Annotated in this window: 15 protein-coding genes, 1 pseudogene and 1 CRISPR repeat array; of the genes and pseudogenes, 6 read left to right on the top strand and 10 right to left on the bottom strand. The window is 67.9% G+C overall.

Annotated elements, in window-relative coordinates:
• Window positions 1-84: 84 nt before the first annotated feature.
• Window positions 85-2,001, top strand: a complete 1,917-nt coding sequence (locus tag P7L68_RS01860) for an acyclic terpene utilization AtuA family protein (protein WP_371998734.1) — start codon at window positions 85-87, stop codon at window positions 1,999-2,001.
• A gap of 858 nt (window positions 2,002-2,859) precedes the next feature.
• A CRISPR array of direct repeats spans window positions 2,860-3,684; the repeat unit is 32 nt; unit sequence GTCACACCCTTCGCGGGTGTGTGGATTGAAAC.
• A gap of 328 nt (window positions 3,685-4,012) precedes the next feature.
• On the opposite strand, the pseudogene P7L68_RS01855 reads toward P7L68_RS01860, so the two are convergent.
• A pseudogene (locus P7L68_RS01855) lies at window positions 4,013-4,411 on the bottom strand (GFA family protein).
• Between the two features lie 426 nt (window positions 4,412-4,837).
• Here P7L68_RS01855 and P7L68_RS01850 point away from each other — a divergent pair.
• The 5 genes from P7L68_RS01850 to P7L68_RS01830 all read left to right on the top strand — a co-directional run bounded on the left by P7L68_RS01850 (window position 4,838) and on the right by P7L68_RS01830 (window position 6,668).
• The gene (locus P7L68_RS01850; protein WP_371998733.1) at window positions 4,838-5,095 is read left to right on the top strand and encodes a hypothetical protein; all 258 of its coding nucleotides are present in this window, start codon (window positions 4,838-4,840) and stop codon (window positions 5,093-5,095) included.
• A gap of 114 nt (window positions 5,096-5,209) precedes the next feature.
• A complete protein-coding gene (locus tag P7L68_RS01845) occupies window positions 5,210-5,539 on the top strand; it encodes an NHLP leader peptide family RiPP precursor (protein ID WP_371998732.1) in 330 nt (109 codons plus the stop codon).
• A 37-nt stretch (window positions 5,540-5,576) separates the two neighbouring features.
• Window positions 5,577-5,921, top strand: a complete 345-nt coding sequence (locus P7L68_RS01840) for an NHLP leader peptide family RiPP precursor (RefSeq protein WP_371998731.1) — start codon at window positions 5,577-5,579, stop codon at window positions 5,919-5,921.
• 96 nt (window positions 5,922-6,017) lie between these two features.
• Entirely contained in the window at window positions 6,018-6,332 is a 315-nt protein-coding gene (locus tag P7L68_RS01835) for an NHLP leader peptide family RiPP precursor (protein WP_371998730.1), read from the top strand.
• Window positions 6,333-6,350: 18 nt separating this feature from the next.
• Window positions 6,351-6,668, top strand: coding sequence for an NHLP leader peptide family RiPP precursor (locus P7L68_RS01830; protein WP_371998729.1), 318 nt, complete (start codon window positions 6,351-6,353; stop codon window positions 6,666-6,668).
• Window positions 6,669-6,753: 85 nt separating this feature from the next.
• Here the strand turns inward: P7L68_RS01830 and P7L68_RS01825 are convergent, their stop codons facing one another.
• From P7L68_RS01825 to P7L68_RS01785, 9 genes are all read right to left on the bottom strand, one after another.
• Window positions 6,754-8,427, bottom strand: a complete 1,674-nt coding sequence (locus tag P7L68_RS01825) for a cyclic peptide export ABC transporter (RefSeq protein ID WP_371998728.1) — start codon at window positions 8,425-8,427, stop codon at window positions 6,754-6,756.
• Window positions 8,428-8,488: 61 nt separating this feature from the next.
• Window positions 8,489-10,549, bottom strand: coding sequence for a Fe(3+)-hydroxamate ABC transporter permease FhuB (fhuB, locus tag P7L68_RS01820; protein ID WP_371998727.1), 2,061 nt, complete (start codon window positions 10,547-10,549; stop codon window positions 8,489-8,491).
• Window positions 10,546-11,436, bottom strand: coding sequence for an ABC transporter substrate-binding protein (locus tag P7L68_RS01815; RefSeq protein ID WP_371998726.1), 891 nt, complete (start codon window positions 11,434-11,436; stop codon window positions 10,546-10,548). The genes fhuB and P7L68_RS01815 overlap by 4 nt, the downstream gene beginning before the upstream one ends.
• A 1,979-nt stretch (window positions 11,437-13,415) precedes the next feature.
• Entirely contained in the window at window positions 13,416-14,213 is a 798-nt protein-coding gene (locus P7L68_RS01810; RefSeq protein ID WP_371999238.1) for an ATP-binding cassette domain-containing protein, read from the bottom strand.
• Between the two features lie 79 nt (window positions 14,214-14,292).
• Complete coding sequence (locus tag P7L68_RS01805) at window positions 14,293-16,791, bottom strand: TonB-dependent siderophore receptor (RefSeq protein WP_371998725.1); 2,499 nt, start codon at window positions 16,789-16,791, stop codon at window positions 14,293-14,295.
• 141 nt (window positions 16,792-16,932) lie between these two features.
• Entirely contained in the window at window positions 16,933-19,218 is a 2,286-nt protein-coding gene (locus P7L68_RS01800; RefSeq protein ID WP_371998724.1) for a penicillin acylase family protein, read from the bottom strand.
• A gap of 37 nt (window positions 19,219-19,255) precedes the next feature.
• Window positions 19,256-20,014 carry a siderophore-iron reductase FhuF gene (gene fhuF, locus P7L68_RS01795; RefSeq protein WP_371998723.1) on the bottom strand — a complete coding sequence of 253 codons (759 nt, stop codon included), beginning with the start codon at window positions 20,012-20,014 and terminating at the stop codon, window positions 19,256-19,258.
• 3 nt (window positions 20,015-20,017) lie between these two features.
• The gene (locus P7L68_RS01790; protein WP_371998722.1) at window positions 20,018-21,349 is read right to left on the bottom strand and encodes a lysine N(6)-hydroxylase/L-ornithine N(5)-oxygenase family protein; all 1,332 of its coding nucleotides are present in this window, start codon (window positions 21,347-21,349) and stop codon (window positions 20,018-20,020) included.
• Window positions 21,346-22,374, bottom strand: a complete 1,029-nt coding sequence (locus P7L68_RS01785; RefSeq protein WP_371998721.1) for a GNAT family N-acetyltransferase — start codon at window positions 22,372-22,374, stop codon at window positions 21,346-21,348. The genes P7L68_RS01790 and P7L68_RS01785 overlap by 4 nt, the downstream gene beginning before the upstream one ends.
• Between the last annotated feature and the right edge of the window lie 960 nt (window positions 22,375-23,334).

Genomic DNA, 23,334 nt, shown 5'->3' with positions numbered 1-23,334 from the left:
TATCAATACCTAATGATAGGTATATAGAAAATGCGGCCCGGCCGCGACAATAAACCCTCCCCCCGACATTGGAGAAGAGTGGCCATGAGCGACAGGATCGTGCGGATCGGCGGAGCCTCGGGCTTCTGGGGCGACAGCGCCGTGGGCGCGCCGCAGCTGGTCCGCCGGGCCGATATCGACTATCTGGTCTTCGACTATCTGGCCGAGCTGACCATGTCGATCCTGGCCTCGATGCGGGCGAAAGCGCCGGATCAGGGCTATGCCACCGATTTCGTCGACGTGGTCATGCGCGCGGTGATCAAGGACGTCGCGGCCAAGGGAATCAAGGTGTTGAGCAATGCCGGCGGCGTCAATCCGCGGGCCTGCGCCGCGGCGCTGGCCAGGCTTGCCGACGAGGCCGGCGTCAGCCTGAAGATCGCGATCGTCGAAGGCGACGACCTGCTGGGCAAGCTGGACGATCTGCGGTCGGCCGGTGTGACCGAGATGTTCACCGGGGCCGCCCTGCCCGAAAAACTGATGAGCGCCAACGCCTATCTGGGCGCCCTGCCGGTGAAAGCGGCGCTGGATGCCGGCGCCGATGTGGTGATCACCGGCCGCTCGGCCGACAGCGCCCTGGCGCTCGGCGCGCTGATGCATGAATTCGGCTGGGCGGCGGATGACTACGATCGTCTGGCAGCCGGCAGTCTGGTCGGGCATATCCTGGAATGCGGCTGCCAGGCGACCGGCGGCCTGCATACCGACTGGGATCTGGTGCCCGACTGGGCGGAAATCGGCTATCCCATCGCCGAATGCGCCGCGGATGGCAGCTTCGTGGTAACCAAACCCGAAGGCACCGGCGGGCTGGTGGTGCCGGCGGTGGTGGCCGAACAGATGCTCTACGAGGTGGGCGACCCGGCGGCCTATATGCTGCCGGATGTGATCTGCGACTTCACCGCGGTGACGATGGACGCGGTGGGCCCCGATCGCGTGCGTGTGCAGGGAACACGCGGTCGCGCGCCAACCGACAGCTACAAGGCCTCGGCCACCTATATGGATGGCTGGCGCGCGGTGGCCCAGCTGACCATCATCGGCATCGATGCCGCCGCCAAGGCACAGCGCACCGCCGATGCGATTCTGGACCGGACCCGGGCGATGTTCCGCCAGGCCAATCTGGCCGATTACCGGGCGACCTGCACCGAGATCCTGGGCGCCGAATCGATGTATGGTCCGCATGCCCGGGCAGGCGGTACGCGCGAGGTCGTCATGCGGTTGTCGGCAAGCCACGACGACCGCAAGGCGCTTGGCATCTTCGCCCGCGAGATCGCGCCGGCGGGAACCTCGTGGTCGCCCGGCACCACCGGGGCGGGGGGGCGGCCCAAGGCCTCGCCGGTGGTACGGCTGTTCTCGTTTCTTATGCCGAAACGCGATGTGACGGTCACCGTCACGCTGGGCGATGATGTTATGAATATCCCGATACCGTATGACGGCATGCCGATGCAGGAGGTGACGGCGGAGGTAATAGCCGATCCGACTATTAAAATCGGGGCTAAAATAGCCGAAACGGCTAACGCCGGGACGACGGAAACCGGCCAGTCGACGCCCGGTTTTGCGGAAATAGCCGAATCGGCTATTGATGGCGAAGAAATAGCCGAAACGACTATCACGTTGCCTTTGTATTCGGTCGCCTGGGCGCGATCGGGCGACAAGGGCGACAGCTCGAATATCGGCATCATTGCCCGCGACCCCGGCTTTCTGCCCTGGCTGCGCCAGGTGGTGACGGCCGAAAAAGTCCAGGCCTGGTTTGCGCATCTGATGGCCGCAGATGGCAGCGTGACCCGTTTCGACGTGCCGGGGGTGCATGCCATGAACTTCCTGCTGACCCGCGCGCTGGGCGGTGGCGGCATGGCATCGATGCGCAACGACCCGCTGGGCAAGGGCTTCGGCCAGATGCTGCTGGATATGGAGATCGAGGTGCCGGCAGGCTGGGCGACCCACCCGGCCGTGCGGCAACGCCCGGCCTGAAGCGGCCGGTTGCAATCAGGCCACCGCGATCAGGCCGACCGGCACCCGCCATGCCGCCGGCCTGAGACGGCGCCGTCCTGCAGGACGGCGCCGTTGTTTTTTGCGGCCACATTTTATCGGCCTTTGACAGGAAGCTGTTCGCATGGGTTCCGACAGGTCCGATCACCGGAGATCACGGTCGCCCAGAACCTGAATACATCGTGCCGCGACCATGCCAGCCGACAGAACGGAAAACGGCGACCCGTTGTGCGATATGCGAACCAGACGCCACAGCAGATGGCAAAGACCAGAGGGAGCAGCCACTGCCAGGTGGCGGGATCGCGACGGGCAAGCGTTCGCCAGAACCGCGCCGTTGCGCGGCCGCACGACCTGGCTGCGGCCATGGCTATGCCAATAGCGGGCAAGCCTGCGAAGGCGCGATAAGATTATCGAACCTGCACAGCCGATTTCGGGCGATATGCGTGGATCCCACATCAAGGGGAATAGATGAAAGCCCGACAGGCAGAACCAGCCATCCCCATTCCTGCGCCCGGCCCGTTGGCCATCGGGGAGGGGAGGTGGCGACCGGATCACGACCGGCCGACAGCACACATCCGGCCGTGCTCCGCCAGCCGACCGGCGCGCACCGGCGCAGAGCATGGCCGCACCGGACCCGCTCGCCTCTCCGACGTGAACCATCCCTGCGCGAACCCCAAGCTCCCATGAAATTCCCGGGAGGTTCGCGGAACAGATTTCCTCGATATTTCAGTCGCTTGGATTTTACGAGGAGTGATGCTACATACCAAGGCATGGCATTGGGGGGAGGTTCGCGCAAACCGGCTTTTTTTTCTCCGGAATCCAAGGTACTAAAGGGGGTAGGTCACACCCTTCGCGGGTGTGTGGATTGAAACCGTCTGCGATGAATTTCCTGGGCGGCCCGTGGGGGTCACACCCTTCGCGGGTGTGTGGATTGAAACGCCCCGAGCGTCCCTACCCGGAACTCCCCGGAAAGTCACACCCTTCGCGGGTGTGTGGATTGAAACTTCGACAATCCGAAGAATCTGCTCCATGCTGTCGTCACACCCTTCGCGGGTGTGTGGATTGAAACTATGAAGAGGTCAGGGGTCACCGCGGCACGCGCGCGTCACACCCTTCGCGGGTGTGTGGATTGAAACGGGGGCCGCGACTGCGACCCAGAGCGGCGACGCGGTCACACCCTTCGCGGGTGTGTGGATTGAAACCGTGTGGCTATCCCCCATGATCATGACGCGCGCCGTCACACCCTTCGCGGGTGTGTGGATTGAAACCCACGGATGCCCCGCTGTAGTTGTGAACCGAGATCGTCACACCCTTCGCGGGTGTGTGGATTGAAACTGGCAAGCCGTGCTCGATCGGGCGGCCGTGCGTGGTCACACCCTTCGCGGGTGTGTGGATTGAAACTTCCATGCGCCCCGCCCGGAAGCCCACGATCTGGGTCACACCCTTCGCGGGTGTGTGGATTGAAACACGCCTACACCCTCGTCGTGATGCGGGACACGCCGTCACACCCTTCGCGGGTGTGTGGATTGAAACAAGGCGGACACCAGACTTGACCTTGGTGTCGACGGGTCACACCCTTCGCGGGTGTGTGGATTGAAACACCGGACCCAAATGGGGGGGGAGCGGGCGGCCGGTCACACCCTTCGCGGGCGTGCGGATTGAACCTGGTCCCTTTCGGCCATCAAGATCGGGTTGCTCCACCCGGGTGCTGCGAGGGCGCCCCGATTCCTGCAAAGGTGGATCTCCGCCGTTTGCGGGGGTGATGATGTAAATGTCGTGCAGAATGCCGGCGGGTCGGTGTCGGCCAGGGTGCGATGTTGGCCAGGGTGCGATGTTGGAAAGCAGCGCCCCAGTGCCGGAACATCATGTCTTTTGCGGGTGCCGGGCTGGCGGTTTCTGTCAGGCGCAGGCCGTGCCTGGCGCGCAGCTTTGCCTCGTTCTCCGGCTGAAGAACGGTCTGCTGCGCGGGAGCCGCCGGGCTGCTCCGGGCTCGTCAGCTGCGGCGCGGGCGGTTTTCCTGGAATTGGTCGGCGCCGGGGATCGGGCGGAGCCAGGGTTCGCGGCGTTTGACCCAGAGTTCGTAGCCGGGCACCAGTCAGGTCGGGGCATTGGAGAGAATACCCGCGTTGATTTCGGTTTCATCGCCATCCCGGCCGAAAAGCCGCGCGCCGCAATGTGGACAGAAATGCCGGCCGCCGTGTTCGGTGGTCCGGCCGGTGTGGCGCACCCGATCTGACGGCCAGACGGCGTCGTATGTGAAGGCGGCGCCGCTTTCCTTCCGACAGTTCGTACAATGGCAGATGCCGATGCGCAGCGGCTCACCTTGGGTGGTCAATCTGACCTGACCACAAAGGCATTGGCCGTTCGGATGGTCACGGCGGCGAACCCTCATATTTGTTGTGTGGGATGGTGCCCGTGCGGCCGGAAGCCTGGCGCGTGTCGGCAAGGATGCCATGTATGGAAGGTGATATGGCGAGGCTCTGGCGGGTCGGCTGATATCCCGTGGTCCAGCCGTTCATATGATTTATCGTCAACGTTCGATAATCATCTATTATCGACTTTAATCACGCCGCCAGAGGCGAGGGGGTCGGATATGGATCCGCCCGCGGGCCATGAATCTGGCCGGTAACCAGCGGCCCTTGCACATCCCGTCTTATGAATGATGGTTGATCTGATATGGATGTCGAGATCGACGCTGATGCCGCATATTGCAACAATCCGCGACCGCAATCGCCGTTCGAGACTGGACGATTGCGGCGGCTGACCGATATTGCCGGTTGGCCATCTTTTGAGACGACATCGACAGGACCATCACAGCATGATCAGCCGCCAGGAGGCGGAGCGCCGGATTTTCGACCGCGCCGCCCGCGATCCCGTTTTTCGCCACAGCCTGAAAATTGCGCCACACGCCACTCTGGAAGCCATGTTCGGCGTGGACCTGCCCCCCGATCTGGAGATCGAAATCCTGCAGGATGATCCGCAACGCGTTCATATCGTGCTGCCCGAAAACGACCTGACCGACGATGCGCTGAAAGCCCTGGCCGCCCGCATGAGCGGCTGGAACCAGCCCGGCTGACGGTCGGGGGTTGCATCAATCACGGTTGATAATCGCCCTGCCGTATGTTCGACAGCCGCGTTGCGCCTTGCCAGAGTGTTGCAGGACACAAGGGAAACTGACGAGGCGTGACACATGATCAGCCATGACGAGGCCCACCGGAAAATCGTCGCCAAGGCCGCGGAGGACCCGGCGTTCCGCGCGGCGCTGGTTGCCGATCCACGCGCGGCGGTTGCGTCGCTTCTGGGTATCGAGATACCTTCAGCTGTGTCGGTGACCGTGGTCGAGGACAGCCCGACACATCTGCACATCGTGTTGCCGGCGGAAAACGATCAACTTTCAGATGCAGATCTTGAGGCGGTGGCCGGCGGCGCCGGGGTGAACTGGGGCATCGCCCGGGACTTCTTCAACACCGGGCCGACCGCCGCATCAGGCGGGCGGCCGATGGGCTGGGACGAGGCCTGAGCCGGCCGCATTCAACACCGATCGAAAGAGGTTCGCCATGATCGCTCATGACGAGGCCCTGCGGCGGATCATCGCCCGGGCGCAGGAGGATACCGGTTTCCGGGATCAGTTGAAGGCCGAGCCGCGCGCGGCCCTGAACGCGCTGCTGGGGATCGAGATCCCGTCGGTCATGACCGTGTCGGTGCTGGAGGACACGCCGACCCATCTGCATATCGTGCTGCCCGCCGACGACAGGCTGAACGACGGGGCGTTGGAGGACGAGGCATTGGAGATGGTGGCCGGCGGCGCCTGGAACCCCTTCGAAGAACGAACGATGGATTCCCCTCTGCCGCCCCCGGACGCCGGGGATCCCCGCTGGAGCACCTTCGGGGGCGGCAGTTGACGCAAGGTGGATCCCCGCTTTCGCGGGGATCCACCTTCGCCCCTCCATGCCGGCCATGCCCGGCATGGCCTTAACACCGATCGAAAGGGCATCCCGATGATCGATCACGACGAGGCCCTGCGGCGGATCATTACCCGGGCGCGGGAAGATGCCGGCTTCCGGGATCAATTGAAGGCCGACCCACGCGCAGCGGTTGCGTCACTTCTGGGTATCGAGATACCTTCAGCTGTGTCGGTGACCGTGGTCGAGGACAGCCCGACACATTTGCACATCGTGTTGCCGGCGGAAAATGATCAACTTTCAGATGCAGATCTGGAGGCGGTCGCCGGCGGCGCCGGGGTGAGCTGGTCCCCGACGGGGCCAAGCACCGCTTCGGGCGGCAGTCTGTTGGCCGACTGGAACGATGCCTGACTCAAAACGAGGTTCCCGATGATCGACCATAACGACGCCCTGCGGCAGATCATCGCCCGGGCGGGCGAAGATGCCGGCTTCCGCGCCCGGCTGAAGGCGGACCCCCATGCCGCGCTGACGGCGCTGTTCGGCATGGAGATCCCGGCCCGGCTGACGATTTCGGTGCTGGAAGACACGCCCGGCCATATCCACATCGTGCTTCCGGTTCAGGGCGAGTTGAGCGACGAGGCGCTGGAGCAGGTGACCGGCGCCGGGCGGGCCTGGAATACCGATAACGGCATTCAGGACGCCCAGCCGCCGGGCATGCATCAGCCGATCATCCTGCCGGGGCAGTGACGCAGGGCCGGTTTCCGACCTTCAGATATCAGGGCAGGGTGTTCATGGAACCCCCTGCCCTTTTTGTCTTTTTTGAGACGGGATATCAGCCGGCGCGGGCCGGGCGCGGCTCTGCCTGCGCTGGCGCATCCTGGTCCGGCCCGTCGGCGGCAATCACCCGGCCGGCCTGCATCCGGATATGGCGGTCGGCGATGTGGAAATACCGGTCGTCATGAGAGATGGCGATGATGGTGCGCCCCTGGGCCTTCAGCGCCGGCAGCAGTTCGGTATAGAAGATCCGGCGGAATTCCGGATCCTGATCGGCCGCCCATTCGTCGAAGACCAGCACCGGCCGGCCCTCCAGCCAGGCATGAACCAGGGCCAGGCGCTTGCGCTGGCCGGTGGACAGATCGGTGGTGGTGAAACGGCCGTCCTTCACCGAGACCTTGTGGGCAATCTCCAGGTCTTCGAGATAGCGCCGCGCCTCATCCGGCAGCACGCCGTCGGGCAGGTTCAGATCGTCGAAGAGATAGTAGTCGGTGAAGATGGTCGAAAACATCTGGCGGTAATCGTCGCGCAGCTCGGGCGTCAGCGGCCGGCCGTTATAGCGCACCTCCCCCGCCACCGGTTCGTAAAGGCCGAGCAGCAGCTTGATCAGCGTGGTCTTGCCGCCGCCATTTTCGCCGGTGATGAACACGATCTCGCCGCGGCGGATGGTGAGATCGATGGGGCCGAGTTCAAAGGCGGTGCCGCCCTCGGGCGCCGGGAAGGCGAAACGGGCGCCGGACAGGTCCAGCCGCTCCAGCGGTTCCAGAGCGGTGGCACGGTCGGTGAGCGGCAGATGCGGCTCCGCTTCCGAGAAGCGGGCGCGCAGATCGGCGATGCGGCGCAGCGAGACCTGGGCGCGGCCCAGCAGCGGCAGCATGGCGACGATGCCCTCGATCGGCCCCTTGACGTAGAGCAGGACCAGGACGAAACCGCTGATCACCTTCTGATCGGCCGAGGGCGACATCGACTGAATGGCGAGCATCAGCCCGATGACCACGAAGAACAGCGCCGAGCCGAAGGCATTGGCGGTGCAGAAGATCCTGACCGCCCGCATGCGCAGGTCGCGGATCAGGGAAATCGTGCGGTCGAGCTGAACATTGTACATCTCCGCCCGGCGGCGGCGGTTGATGCGCAGCTCCTTCGCCCCCTCGGTGATGGCGCGATACTGCTTCTGCAGCTCGTCTTCGGCCTCGCGCGCCGCGGCAAAGCCCAGAAAACCGTTGCGGCGGGCATAGGTGTGGCCGGCGGTGCCCAGAATGATCGCCACCAGCGCGATCAGGAACATCATGGGCGAGAGCACGGCCAGATAGGCGAAACAGCCGAGCGCGATGGCGATCGAGATCGCGAAGCCCGAGAAATTGAAGGTGAACTGGGTGATGGTGTCGACATCCTGGTTGAGGACGGCGGTCAGGCGATGCAGGCGATAGCGTTCAAGCTCCGCCACCGGCGCCGTCAGGATGCGCGCACAGAGATCATGGCGCAGCCGGGCGACCACACGCTGACCGACCAGGCTGTTGCCGATATCGGACACCGTCTCGCCCACCAGGGTCAGCACGGCGAGGCCGGCGAAGAGCAGCAGCAGCGCGGTGGTGGCGCCGCCCTGGGTGTGGAGCGCATCATTGATGGTGGCGAGCAGCGCGGTGGTGGCGAAGCCGCTGGCCGTGCCCATTAGGGTGGAGACCAGGGCGAGCGGCCAGAACGGCTTCAGGATCCGCAGCAGTTCGGCAAACATCCGGGACAGGTCCTTTCGGGGTTTGGGCCCGCAGCCACTTGCGCGGTGCCGGGTGCGGCGCTCAGGCGCGGCGCCACAGCAGCCACATGAAATACGGACCGCCGACCAGGGCGGCGAGCAGGCCGGCCGGCATCTGACGCGGGAACAGCAGGGTGCGGCCCAGCCAGTCGGCCCCGACCAGGATCGCCGCGCCGATGATCACGGCGGCGGCAAGCTGGGGCAGAACCCGGCGGAAACCGGCGAGACGGGCGATATGCGGGGCGATCAGCCCCACGAAACTCAACGGGCCGATCACCAGCGTGGCCGCGGCCGAGAGTGCGGCTGCAATCAGCAGCACCACCAGCCGCGCGACCTTGAGCGGGACACCCAGCGCCCGCGCGGTGGCGGTGCCAAGTGGCAGGATGTCGAGCCAGCGCGCGGCAAGCGGCGCGAGGAGGAGGAGTGCGGCGACGACCAGGCCGGTTGCGACGGCATCGGCCGGGCCGACGACATAGGTGGAGCCCACCATCCAGGCGAGCAGCTGGGTGGCGCGCGGATCGCCGGTGGCAAGCATGGCGACCACCACCGCATCGAACAGCGCCCCCATGGCGACGCCGGCCAGCAGCACGCGTTCAGGCCCGAAGCCCGAGCGCCGGGCCAGGCGGATGATGAACAGCAGGGTGAGCACGGCGCCGGCAGCACTGGCCAGGATCTGCGCCGGCCGGTCGACCACCGGCAGCAGGAAGCCGGCGAGCACGGTGGCGATGGCGGCCCCGCCCGAAATGCCGAGCACTTCGGGACTGGCCATGGCATTGCCGGTGAAGCGCTGCATCAGGCAGCCGGCCGCGGCCATGGCCGCCCCGGCGGTGACGGCGGCCAGCACCCGCGGCCAGCGCCAGCGCAGCATGTCGGAGGTCAGCGGATCGCTCCAGAGCCAGACGGACTGCCCCGTGACCGCGCCCGAGGGCGCGCGGCCGAGAGCCAGGGCGATGACCACCAGCAGGGCCAGAATGGCGAGGCCGATGATCGCCGCCGGCAGAAAACCCGGGGCGCGGCCGGGTTCGGCGGCCATCGGCGGGGTTTCGGGGCGACCGCCCAGCGCCAGCCGCGGCAGCATCCAGAGCAGCAGCGGCGCGCCGAGCAGGGCCGTGACCGCCCCCGTCGGCAGCTGTTCGCCCAGGAACCAGACCAGCTGATCGGTGAGGCAGAGCAGGGCCGCGCCGATCAGCGGCGCCCAGAGCAGCCGGTCACGCACGCGGCGGGCGCCGGCAAGCCGGGCGAGCGCCGGCGAGGCCAGGCCGACGAAGCCGATGACGCCGACGGCCGCGACCACGAAACCGGCGAGCGCCACCGCCAGCAGCAGGGCCAGGAAGCGCACCCGGCCGAGCGACAGGCCAAGGGCGGCGGCCCCCTCGTCATCCAGTTCGAACAGGGTGAGCGGGCGGACCATGGCGGCGATGAGCACCGCACAGACGGCCAGACGCGGCAGCAGCCAGAGGGTCGTCTGCCAGTCCTGCTGGACCAGCGAACCGCCGCCCCAGATGAACAGCGCCGTGAGATAGGGTTCGTACAGCAGGGTGAGCGCCGCCCCCAGCGCGCCGCAATACAGGCTGACGATCATGCCGGCCAGGATCAGCGACACCGGCGACAGCCCCCGGCGGGCGGCAAGGCCGAACACCGCCAGCGTGGCAAGGCCGCCGCCCGCCACCGCGACCAGCTCGCGGCCGGACCCACCCCACCCCGACTGGCCGGCGGCATCGACCGCGACCAGCGCCGGCGCCCAGAGCGTGGCGAGGGTGAGCGCCAGCCGCGCACCGGCGGCCACGCCCAAGGTCATCGGCGAGGCGATGGGGTTGCGCAAGACCTGCTGGAAAACCGCCCCGGCCAGGCCAAGCGCCGCCCCCGCGAGCAGCGACACCGCCACACGCGGAAGCATCGAATAATGGACCAGAAGTTGTGCCATATCGACGGCAGCGCCGATATCCGTACCGGCGCCGGGACCCAGGATCGCCGGCCACCAGCCCCCGCGCGGCAGGGTGAGATCCAGCCGCAGCAGCGCCAGCGCCAGCGCCGGCAGGGCCAGCAGCAGGACCAGAAGGCCCGGATGGAAACGCCGGCGGGGCAGATCGAGGGCAAGGCTCATGACACGGCCTCCGCAGCCAGCGCCTGGCTGAGACAATCGGCGAAGCGCAGGGTACAAGGCACGGCGCCGAAAGGAAAAACCGCCGGCAACCCCACCACCCTGCCCGCCCGGATCATGTCCAGATGGCGCCAGAGCGGGCTGGTCCTGAGGCGGGCGTCGAAGCCCGCGGGGCCGGGGGCGACATGGACCAGCCGGGCGTTCGGGTCGGCGGTCAGACGTTCCAGCCCGACGGTGGCCATGCCCCAGGGGCCGCTGTCGCCGGTCCAGGCATTGACAAGGCCCAGCCGGTCCAGCGCCTCCTGCCAGAGACCCGTCTGCCCCAGCACCCGGACATGACGGTCGTCGAGCACGTTGACGACATAGAGCGGGCGGCCGTCATAGTGATGGAGCCGCGCGCGGGCCCGGTCCAGGCGCGCCTCTGCCTCGACCAGGGCGGTTTCGGTGGCATCTTCCAGCCCCAGCAGCTGCCCCAGACGGCGGGTTTCGGCGATGGCGGCCGGAAAGGCCGGGCGGCCGGGGGTGAAGACCTGCAGGCGCAGCGTGGGGGCGATGCTCTCCAGCCGCGCGCGCACGGCTTCAAGGCCGGGCGCGATCAGGATCAGATCGGGGGCGAGCGCCTGGACGACCTCCAGATTGGGCTCCAGCCGCATGCCGACATCGGCGATACCCTCGGGCAGAGGCGGCTCCACCACCCAGGCCCGATAATCGGGAATGCGCACGATCCCCACCGGCGGCCGGCCGAGCATGATCAGGGTTTCGGCCGATGACCAGTCCAGCGCCACGATGCGGCGCGGCAGATCGACGGGACGGGCAGCCGCCCGGGCTACCGCCGGTAGAAACGGCACCGAAACCAGCCCGGCAATGAGGTGACGGCGGGTGATGGTCATGGTCGGCCGCACATCTTTTCGGGGAAGCCGGCGGCCGGCGGCAGGCTGGTCGCGGCGATCATGGCCGGCACCACGGTCCCGCCCCGCCTTCCGCCCCCTCTCCCGCCATCCCCGCGAAGGCGGGGATCCAGGTTTGCTGCCCTGTGGAGGACGGCGACATGGCGGGCACCGGCCGGGAGGACGGGGGTGTCGGAGGGCTGACAGGGGCGTGGTCGCGAGCGGTCATCGATCATTCCGGCGGTCATGTCCGACACCACCCCCACCCGCCTGCGCACACCCCCTCCACCGTCATCCCCGCGAAGGCGGGGATCCAGGTTTGCCGCCGCGTGAAGAACGGCGACATGGCGGGCGCCGGCCGGGATGACGGGGGCGGCAGCGGGCTGACAGGGGCGTGGTCGCGAGCGGTCATCGATCATTCCTGTGGAGGCCTACCTGGATCCCCGCCTTCGCGGGGATGACGGTGTTTCTTTTGTGCGGACAGGGTCGACGGCGGTGTCGGACAGGGGCGATGGTGGTCGGGCGGTGCGGGGGTGATCGACGGCGGTGGCGGGGCGGTGGGCAGGGTCGACGTTTCCGCAGAACCCGGCGGTCATGTCCGACACCCCCCCACCCGCCTGCGCACACCCCCTCCACCGTCATCCCCGCGAAGGCGGGGATCCAGGTTTGCTGCCCTGTGGAGGACGGCGACATGGCGGGCGCCGGCCGGGAGGACGGGGGCGTCGGGCGGCTGACAGGGGCGTGGTCGCGAGCGGTCATCGATCATTCCTGTGGAGGCCTACCTGGATCCCCGCCTTCGCGGGGATGACGGTGTTTCTTTTGTGCGGACAGGGTCGACGGCGGTGTCGGACAGGGGCAGTGGTGGTCGGGCGGTGCGGGGGCGGTCGACGGCGGTGGCGGGGCGGTGGGCAGGGTCGACGTTTCCGCAGAACCCGGCGGTCATGTCCGGCGGCGCCCCTGCCCGCCTGCGCACACCCCCTCCACCGTCATCCCCGCGAAGGCGGGGATCCAGGTTTGCTGCCCTGTGGAGGACGGCGACATGGCGGGCACCGGCCGGGATGACGGGGGCGTCGGGCGGCTGACAGGGGCGTGGTCGCGAGCGGTCATCGATCATTCCGGCGGTCATGTCCGACACCACCCCCACCCGCCTGCGCACACCCCCTCCACCGTCATCCCCGCGTAGGCGGGGATCCAGGTTTGCCGCCGTGTGAAGAACGGCGACATGGCGGGCGCCGGCCGGGATGACGGGGGTGTCGGAGGGCTGACAGGGGCGTGGTCGCGAGCGGTCATCGATCATTCCTGTGGAGGCCTACCTGGATCCCCGCCTTCGCGGGGATGACGGTGTTTCTTTTGTGCGGACAGGGTCGACGGCGGTGTCGGACAGGGGCGATGGTGGTCGGGCGGTGCGGGGGTGATCGACGGCGGTGGCGGGGCGGTGGGCAGGGTCGACGTTTCCGCAGAACCCGGCGGTCATGTCCGACACCCCCCCACCCGCCTGCGCACACCCCCTCCACCGTCATCCCCGCGAAGGCGGGGATCCAGGTTTGCTGCCCTGTGGAGGACGGCGACATGGCGGGCACCGGCCGGGATGACGGGGGTGTCGGAGGGCTGACAGGGGCGTGGTCGCGAGCGGTCATCGATCATTCCGGCGGTCATGTCCGACACCACCCCCACCCGCCTGCGCACACCCCCTCCACCGTCATCCCCGCGTAGGCGGGGATCCAGGTTTGCCGCCGCGTGAAGAACGGCGACACGGTGGGCGCCGGCCGGGATGACGGGGGCGGCAGCGGGCTGACAGGGGCGTGGTCGCGAGCGGTCATCGATCATTCCTGTGGAGGCCTACCTGGATCCCCGCCTTCGCGGGGATGACGGTGTTTCTTTTGTGCGGACAGGGTCGACGGTGGTGTCGGACAGGGGCGATGGTGGTCGGGCGGTGCGGGGGTGGGTCGTGTGGGGTGTGCGGTGCATCGTTTTCATCCCCGTCAATACACGAAGCCCACCGGCCAGCCGCCGGTGGGATGGGGCAGGATGCCCATGCGGACGCCGTAGATGCGGGCGAGCGCGTCTTCGGTCATCAGGTCGGCGGGGCCGCCGCGGAGCAGGACGTGGCCGGATTTGAGCGCCAGGATGTCGTCGCAGAAGCGCGCGGCCATGTTGACGTCGTGAAGGATGACGACGACGCCCGGCCCCTCCCCCGCCCCGTCTGCGCCGCCACCGCGGGCGAGGCGGTGGACGAGGTCGAGCACCTCGATCTGATGGGCGACGTCGAGGGCGGAGATCGGCTCGTCGAGGAGCATGAAATCGGCGTCCTGGGCCACCAGCATGGCGATCCAGACCCGCTGACGCTCACCGCCCGACAGGCTGTCGACCATGCGGTCGGCATAGCGGGTGGTGTCGGTGGCGGCGAGTGCCGCATCGACCCGGTCGGCATCGCGGCGACCGAAGCGGCCGAGCGCTCCATGCCAGGGATAGCGGCCGAGCCGGACCAGTTCGCGCACCGTCATGCCGGCGGCGGCCGGCGGGGTCTGCGGCAGATAGGCGACCTTGCGGCCGAAGGCGCGATCACCCCAGGCGGAGAGCGGCCGGCCATCCAGCGTGACCTGCCCCGCCGTCGGCACGATCTGGCGGGCAAGCAGCTTCATGAGCGTGCTCTTGCCCGACCCGTTATGGCCGATCAGCCCCAGCACCCGCCCCTTGGCGACGCCCAGATCGACATCGGCCAGCAGCTGCCGCCCGCCCACCGCGAAGCCGAGCCCGCGAGCCTGAAAGGCCCCCTCCATCACCGCCCTCACCGGCACGGCCGCCGGCGGCGGCAGGTCAGACCCACCGCCGCCGGTTGCAGAGTGATGCGGATGCTGATTACCACTGGTAGCTGAGCGTGGCATAGACCTTCCGGCGCGATCCGTAATAGCAGTTGGTGAGGTTCTGGCAGTCGGCGACGTAGATCTTGTCGGTGAGGTTGGTGGCGTTGATGCTGAACTTCGCGCCCTGAAGATCGGGGCTCAGATAGCTGAGGTCGTAGCGAACGGCCGCGTCATAGACCGCATAGCCCGGCACCTCGAAGGTGTTGGCGGCATCGCCCCAGGTCTTGCCAGACACGCGGATGCCGGCACCGAGGCCCAGACCCGCGGCGTAGCCGTCGAGGAAACGATAGTCGGCCCAGAGAGAACCCGAATGTTCCGGCATGTAGACGGGGGTCTTGCCCTCGGTCACGTCCGCAGGGCCGGCATCGGTCACCTCGGCATCCAGGTAGCTGTAGGCTGCCGTCAGGCTGAAGTTCTCATCGATCGCGATCTTGGCCTCGGCGTCGAGACCGCGGGACCGGACTTCGCCTGTCTGCATCGAATAGAGAAAGAACTCGCCATTTTCCTCACCGACATAGGAAGCTGCGACGTTCTGCTGCGTGAGATGATAGAGCGACACCGCGAAGAAGCTGTTCCAGCCCTTCGGCTGGTACTTTACACCCACTTCATACTGCTGACCGGTCGTCGGCTTGAACGGCGTGCCGTCGCGATCGGTCCCTGCCAGCGGTTCGAAGGATTCCGAATAGCTCACATAGGGTGCGATGCCGTTGTCGAAGAGATAGAGCAGGCCGGAGCGGACGGTCAACTCTGAGTCGTCAATGTTGGTATTTCCGCCATCTGGATCGCTGGGCCGGCGTGCGAAAGTCCTGGTTTCAAGCCAGTCCTGGCGAGCGCCCAGGGTCAGGCGCCACCGGTCGTAAGCTATCTGATCCTGGACATAAACGCCGGTCTGCTCCAGCCGCTGGCTCGACTTCAGCCAATCCCAAGGTGCCGAGAAGTCGATGCCCGGGCTGCCATATTGCGGATTGGTGTAGTCAATCGGATTGGCCGCATAATAGGCGACGTCACTCTCATTCTTATTGTTCTGGTAATCCAGGCCGAGGATGGCGACGTGCTTCACGTCACCCGTGCTGAACTTCGCCTGCACCTGATTGTCGACGGTGATGGCGTCGTTGACCTCGTCGGCAATAACCGCGTTGCGACGGATGTTACTCGTGCCCGCCACAAGCGGGCCGGTGAAAAGATATCCGAAATCGCCATCCGTCCGCAGAAAGCGGGCATTCTGCCGAAAGGTGAAAACATCGTCGAAACGATGTTCAAACTCATATCCCAGCGAATATTCCTTCCGCTCCTCCTTGTCGAAGGTCGGGTCACCGACATAAAGATCGGTCGGAATGTCGCCGAAGGCGCTGGAGAGCGCGGTGCCAATCGCCGGCAACCGCTGATAACCGCCCAAAGCCGGATCGTTCTGATACTTGCCAAGGATGGTCAGAGTGGTGTCGTCATCCATCAGCCAGGTGAGCGAAGGGTTGATCGCATAGCGTTCCTCCTTCACCTGATCCATCTGGGTATCGGCACCGCGGGCGAGGCCGGTGATCCGGTAGAGGACATTGCCGCGCGGGGTCAGTTCGCCGGTGCTGTCGAAGGCCGCCTGAAGGCGGTTGTACTCACCATACTGGAGCTGGACCTCGTTGAGAGCCTCGGCCTGCGGGCGCTTGCTCACCAGATTGGCGAGACCGCCGGGCGAGACCTGACCGTAGAGAACCGAGGCCGGCCCCTTCACCACCTCGATCCGCTCCAGCCCATAGCTGTCGATCTGCGGCACCGCCCAGGTGCCGTTGATCAAACGCAGACCATCCAGATACTGGCTGACCTGAAAGCCGCGCGAATACAGGAAGTCGGTGCGCTCGTCCGCGCCGTTGCGATCGGTCTGCATGCCGGCGGTATAGCGCAGCGCCTGTGGCATGGTCTGTGCGGCCTGGGCGTCCATCTGGTCCCGGGTCACGACCGAGATGGTCTGCGGGGTTTCGATCAGCGGCGTGTCGGTCTTGGTCGCCGTGGCGCCGCGGGTTGCCACGAAGCCGGCGACGGGCCCCCAGGGGCTTTCCACCCGCCGATCGGCATCCACCTCCAGCGGGTCCAGCACCTGGGCGCCCTGGCCGTCCACCGGCGTCAGGGTGACGGTGCGGGCGTCGACGAAGCGGTAGGTGACGCCCGTGCCCTGAAGCAGGCGGCGCAGCGCCTCTTCCGGCGTGTAGCTGCCGCGCACGCCGGGTGAGCGCAGATCGCCCGCGACGGCGGCATCCAGCGTGACCTGAAGGCCCGACTGCCGGCCGAAGCTGGTGATGGCGCCGGTCAGCGACTGGGCGGGGATGTCGTAGCCCTGCCCGGCCTGCGCCAGCTGCACACCATCGGCCCCGGCCGCGCGCGCCGCCGGGGCCTGGGCCAGCACCATGCCGGCCATGCCGACCGCAAGGGCCACATCCGCCACGATCTCGGCCCGCCGCCGGCGCGCCGTCTGCGCGCGTGCCTCTGTCCTGTTCCGACCAGTCATGGCCCAACCGGCTCCCGTCTTCTGCATTTTTTGCGTCAATCTTCCGTGTCCCGTTGCGACTGCCTGGCAATCGCATTCCCGGATAGGACGGCCGGCCGCGTGACTTTTTCAGGGCAGACGACATTTTTTTCCGGAGCGGCGTCAGTCGGGCAGGTCGAGCACGGTTTCGCTGCGGGCGGGGTCGGCGGCGATATCCTCTGCCGTGAAGGGCAGATCGTACAGCCGGCCCGCGGCGTAAAGCCGGGTCTGGTCGGTGTGGAAGGGCGAGGCCGGGTCGGCCGACTGGCCATAGGTGAGCAGGCCGCGCGCGACCGGCACGGTGCCGCCGTCGGGCAGAGCGCGCCAGCGGACCAGCTGCACCCAGCTGGTGCCATAGGCCCGGGCGGTGTCGAAGCCGCCTGCCGGGCCCAGGGCGCCGAGGCCCAGATTGTCGAGCATGCCTTCGGCATCGTCGCCGCCGCGCAGGGGAATGCCGTCGCGCTGCTGAAGGGCACCGAGCGGGGCATCCAGGGCAAGCCCGGCGGCGCGGAAATCGGCGACGGCCCCGCGGAGTGCGGCGCGCAACAACCCGGCCGTCGCCGGATCATGGGCATCGGGCGCGCGCGGGGTGTCGAAGGGCCGTGCGGGATCGAAGGGGACCGACCAGAAACGGCCGCTCCGGCCCGGATCCGCCCCGAGACGGCGCCAGAGCTGGCGGAACAGGCCCGCCCCGCGCGCGGCCGGCGCGCTCACCCGGTCCCAGCGGGCGAGAACGGTGCAGGCTTCGGCCAGATCGGCCTGCCCCGCACAGCTGGTGAGCACGGCATCCAGCGCCAGATCGGCGGCCAGGTTGCGTTCCGAGAACAGCATGGCTTCAAGATCCGAGGGCGCGACGGCCGGGCCGGGCCTGCCGGTCAGCTCACCCAGCTGGCGGGCGCTCATGCGGGTGCGCAGGCGCTGGGGAACCTCCGTCGGCCCCAGGATCGAGGCCAGCCCGGTGAGCGGCGCCTCGGGATCCGACAACCAATAGGAGTCATTTGCATTCATGAACAGCCTACGGCTGTTTCGGACCGGCATCATCGCGGCCGGCATCAGCCCCGGCACCGCGCAGGCGGCACGGTCGCCGGCCAGAATGGTGATGTGGCCGGCACGGGCGATGGCCTCCGCCCCGGCGGTGGGGGCACAGCTGCGGGCAAGCGCATCGGTCACCGGCGGCACGCCGGTCAGATCGGCATAGCCTGCCCGACCAGACTGGTCGGCCATCAGCGTGTTGGTCCAGGGCGTGCCGCGGGTGGCGATCAGCGCCGCCTGGGCTTCGGCGACGCTGCCCGCCTGGCCGAGGCGCAGCCATTGCGCCACCAGGCGGGTGTCGCTGCGTTCGGGATCGGCGATCGCCCAGGCGGTGTCGGCCGTCCAGGCGAGGCCGCGCGCGGGCATGGCCAGCACGGCGCCGAACCGGCTCTCCCACACCCGGCGGGTGATGATGGTCTCGCGGCCGTCAGCCAGACGGGCAGGGATGGCGATGTCTCGTGCCACCATCCGTTCCGGCACGCCGTCGACCAGATAGGCGGTGGGATCCCCCGGCACCAGGCGGAGTTCATGCAGCACGAAGCGCCGGCTGGTCGAGACGGTATGGGTCCAGGCGAGCCGGGCATTGAAGCCGATCGCGGGCAATGGCAGCGGCGCCAGCGTCGCGCCCATCACGTCGATCACCCCCGGGACGGTGACATGCAGGGCGAAGAACCGCAGGCTGCCGGCCCATGGGAAATGCGGGTTGCCGAGCAGCAGCCCGCCGCCATCGGCGGTGAGGTCGCCGCCCAGCGCATAGCCGTTGCTGGCGAGCGCCGGCGGCGGGGTCAGCGGATCGGTCGCGGCCTGCGGCGCGGGATCGGTGCCCGGCGGCGCCGCGGTGGCGATGGCTTCGGCGAAGCGGCCGCCGCTTGCCTGGATGGCCCGTTCCGCGAGCAGGCGACGGAGCGCCCCCTGGGTAGCCGGCACCACCCAGGGCGCACCGCGGCAGGCTTCCGGCAGCTTCTGCGGGTCGGTCCCGGCCAGAAAACGGTTATAGCCGGCGGCATAGCCGCGGATCAGCGCATCGGCCTCAGGATCGGCGATCGTCAGGCGCGCATCGTCGAGATAGGCCCGGAAGAAGGTGTCGGAGACGAGGTTCGACACCCGCCCGCCGACCAGATCGACGGTGGCATCGGGGCCGAAAACCCGCGATCTTTCCCCCCGCACCGTGACCAGCGCATCGGCCAGCAGGCAGGTATTGCCGGCCGCGGCATAGGCATAGCCGGCGCCATGGCCCGCCGCTTCCAGATCGGGGGCCAGGATATGGGGGATGCCATGGGTGGTGGTGGTGATGACCACCTCGCGGGCATGGACGGTTGCAGGCAGAAGGGTGAGGCAGAGGGCGGCGGCGAGGGGACGGAGGGGGGAGAGGAGCATTCAGGGGGGAGGTCCGGAAATCGGAGGGGGGCCCGCCCTACCCCCGCGCGGTGCGGGCGGCTTCGGCGCGGCGGCGTTTGGGGCAGCTGCCGCAGAAGTCTTCGCCGGGCATGGCATAGCGCAGGCAGCAGACCTTGCGGGTGCGCAGGCCGTTCATCAGGCGGACAGGTTCATGCAGCAGGTTGGGGCTGCCGTCGGGGCGATGGGGTGCGGCAAGCAGGGCCTGAAGCCCCGCGGCCGCGGCCTCGCGCCCCGGCCAGGCGGCCGCCAGGGGCACGAGCATACGGGCGGCGCGGTCCAGATAATCGGCGGCGTTGGACCAGATCATCCGCTGGGGCACCCCGCCCGCCGCGGCGAAAACCGGAATGATCACCGCCAGATGGTCGTCGATCAGCCCGGAAAACCGGGTGAAGCCGCACCCCGTCTCCCGCCGGTCGGGGCCGAGCGGCAGGGCGTCGCCGGGCAGGCGGAAGCGGGAGGGACGGCCGGTTTCGGCCAGCACCATGGTGATGCCGCCGGCCGGCGCCAGCGGCAGATCGCAATCGAGCAGGAGCGTCGCTGCAACCGAAGGAAGAGTCAGTGCCGCAAAATACGACTTTGTCCATTGCGACACCGCCGCCACCCGCCGGGCGGGCCCGAGCGGGGCGGTGAAGGCGGTGAGCGCCGCGCCCACCGCCGCGGCATCGGCGAGCGGAACCCCCGCCTCCCCATCCTCGGCCGCCAGGGCGAAACTGTCGCGATGGCCGGCGTAATCGCCGGTGAGGAACGGGTCGAGCGGGAGAAGGGCCGGAATCATTGGTCAGCCACCCGCCCCCGCCAGTACAGGCCGCCGCACCGGGGCTGCCGCATCATCCACCCGGTCCAGATGCGCCGCCAGCGCGGTGGCAATCTCATGCACCCGGATCACCACAACCGAAAGAAGAGTGTCACTCAACCCATGACTGTCCTCACAGGCGCCCTGGAGATGCAGCACCGGCCCGGACGGATCGGCCATGGGCACACGATAAAGCCGGTCCGGCTCCCAGCCGGTGACATGGGGGTCGAGCGCGCCGACAAGGTCGCGCGGCAGATCGCGGTCATAGCCGGTGGCAAGGATGACGGCCTGATAGCTTTCGGTTGCAGCGGCCCCCGAAAGCGTGTCGCGGGTGGCGAGCGTGATGCCGCCCTCCCCGGCCGAGACGCCGGTGATCCGCTGGCCGGCACGGATGCGCAACCGGTCTTCCCCCGTCACCTTCTGCTGATAGAGGTCTTCATAGATCGCCTGGATCAGATCGAGATCGACGACCGAATAATTGGTGCCGCGGAATTCATCGATCACCGCCCGCCGCCGGGCGGGGGCCTGCGAGAAGATCAGATCGGTGAAGCCGGGGTTGAAGATCTCGTTCACGAACGGGCTGTCATCGGCGGGTTTGAGCGCCGCGGCGCGGAGGACCAGATCGACTTTTACGCGCGGAAACCGGCTGCGTATATCCGAAAAGATTTCCGCCGCACTCTGCCCGCCACCGATCACCGCCACCCGGCCACCCGCCTGATCGGCCAGGCGGATGCGGTCCAGATGGCGCAGATAGCCCGAGGAATGGAACAGGCGCGGCTCCCCCTTCAGCGGGCGGAAGGGCTCCGGGATGCGCGGCCGGCCGCCCATGGCGACGACGGCAGACCGCGCCCGCACCACCCGTTCACGCCCGGCGGCATCGGCAATGCGGATCGCGAAGGCGGTGAGACGGCCATTGGTTGTAAATGGCTCTACAGCCACAACTTCCGTTCCATAGGTGGCGCGATCCTCGAACTGCGCCGCCGCCCAGCACAGATAGTCGTTGAACTCAATCCGGCTGGGGAAAAAAGTCTTCTGGTTGATGAAGTCCACCAGCCGGCCGCGGGCGTGGAGATAGTTCACGAAGGTGAAGCGGCTGGTGGGATCGTGCAGCGTGACCAGATCCTTCAGGAACGAGACCTGCATCCGGCTGCCGGGCAGCAGCATGCCGCCATGCCAGCGGAATTCCGGCTGTTTTTCGAAAAAGCACGACCGGCGGCCCGGCGCCAGCGCATCGAGCGCGATGGCCAGCGCCAGATTGGAGGGGCCGAAGCCGATGCCCGCCACATCCAGCATGGCGGCGGTGTCGTCGATGATCATCGGGCGATCGTCCTCGGTTCGGGGGTGGCGGCGGCGGCCCAGATGTCGGGGCTTGCGGTCGCGAAATCGGGCAGCCAGAGCCGGTCGCCGAAAAAGCGCTCGCGCAGCAGCATCACCAGGGTGGCGCGCTTGTGGGGGAAATCGAAATCCTTGATCCGGGCGAAGCCGCCGCGATCCAGGTTTCGCAACTGTTGGCTGTGATCAGACCGCGGTTCACCCACAATGCGCGTGGTGCGCGGATCGTCGAGGAACAGGTAATGCATCAGCGAGGGCAGCCAGGCGGCGACGTATTGGCGGCCGCGAAAGCTGTCGTCACCGACCAGCACATGCCAGCCGCGGTCGTAATCCTGCGCATCGTAAAAGGGCGCGATGCGGTTCTCCTTCGCCCAGTAGATCTCGAAATAGCCGAAGGGCCGGTCGCCGAAACAGCCGATCATCGGGATCATATGCGGGTCGGCGACCAGGCCCGACAGATAGGCGCGGTGATGGTCGATCGGCCCCGCCTCTTCCCAGATCGCGGCGACGCGCGGATCGTTCATCCAGCGGTGCACCAGATCGAGATCGGTATCCAGACCGGCAGCGCGGAACGAGATGTCGAGGCCGAGCCAGGGCACGAAGCGGCGATAGACTTCGCCCTGGGGCTTGGGCGGGCGCTGCGGATGACGGAAGGCGCCCGAGAGCACCGGCCGCGCGGGATAGGGCACGGGCGGCACCTGCGGTGCGAAACCCGCCGGCTGCTGCCAGAGCAGATCGACCGGCAGCACCAGCCGCCCGGCCGGATCGCTGAGCGCCAGACCGCGGGCACGCAGCCCCGGCGCCACCGCCGCCCACCCCGCCCCGGCCAGAACCAGGGTGGTGGCGGCGGGATGGCGGGCCGACAGCCGCCCGAGCAGGGCCGCCGCCCCGTCGAGCAGAAGGGCGGGATCGGCCACCTCCTCCAGATGCAGCGTCGCCTCGCCGGCGGCCGGGCCGGGGGTGACCGCAACCTCCGGCACGAAACGGGTGGGCAGGGGTGTCACGGTCATGCGGGGTCTCCCGAATGTGATGCGAAGGATGATGCCGGTTCGGCTGCCCGCGCCCCCTGCCCGCCCGCCCACGGCCCCGTCATCGTCCTCCGGGCGAAGGCGGCATCCGGCCGGGATGACGAGGGCATCGGGCGGCTGACAGGGGCGTGGTCGCGAGCGGCGTTCATCGTCAGTCCTGTGGTCATGTCCGACACCACCCCCACCCGCCTGCGCACACCCCCTCTACCGTCATCCCCGCGAATGCGGGGATCCAGGTTTGTCGCCGTGTGGAGGACGGCGACACGGTGGGCGCCGGCCGGGATGACGGGGGCGTCAGGGGGCTGACAGGGAGGTGGTCGCGAGCGGTCATCGATCATTCCTGTGGAGGCCTACCTGGATCCCCGCCTTCGCGGGGATGACGGTGTTTCTTTTGTGCGGACACGGTCGGCGATGGTGTCGGACAGGGGCGGCGGTGGTTGGACGGTGTGGGGGTGGTCGACGGCGGTGTCGGACAGCGGCGGTGGCGGTGGCGGTTGGACGGTACGGACACGATCGACGGCGGTGGCGGACGGTGGCGAGGCGGCGGGCACGTTCGATCGTTGCCGCAGAACCCGGCAGTCATGTCCGGCGCCGCTCCTGCCCGCCTGCGCACACCCCCCTCTACCGTCATCCCCGCGAAGGCGGGGATCCAGGTTTGTCGCCGTGCGAAGAACACCGACAAACCGGGCGCCGGCCGGGAGGACGGGAGCGGCAGGGGGCTGACAGGGAGGTGGTCGCGAGCGGTCATCGATCATTCCTGTGGAGGCCTACCTGGATCCCCGCCTTCGCGGGGATGACGGTGTTTCTTTTGTGCGGACACGGTCAGCGATGGTGTCGGACAGGGGCGGCGGTGGTTGGACGGTGCGGGGATGGTCAACGGCGGTGTCGGACAGCGGCGGCGGTGGTTGGACGGTACGGACACGATCGACGGCGGTGTCGGAC

The sequence above is a fragment of the Tistrella mobilis genome, assembly GCF_041468085.1.
In the GTDB taxonomy this organism is placed as follows: domain Bacteria; phylum Pseudomonadota; class Alphaproteobacteria; order Tistrellales; family Tistrellaceae; genus Tistrella; species Tistrella mobilis_A.
Note: the sequence above shows the minus strand (reverse complement) of the source record. Positions and strands in the feature narration are given on the sequence as shown.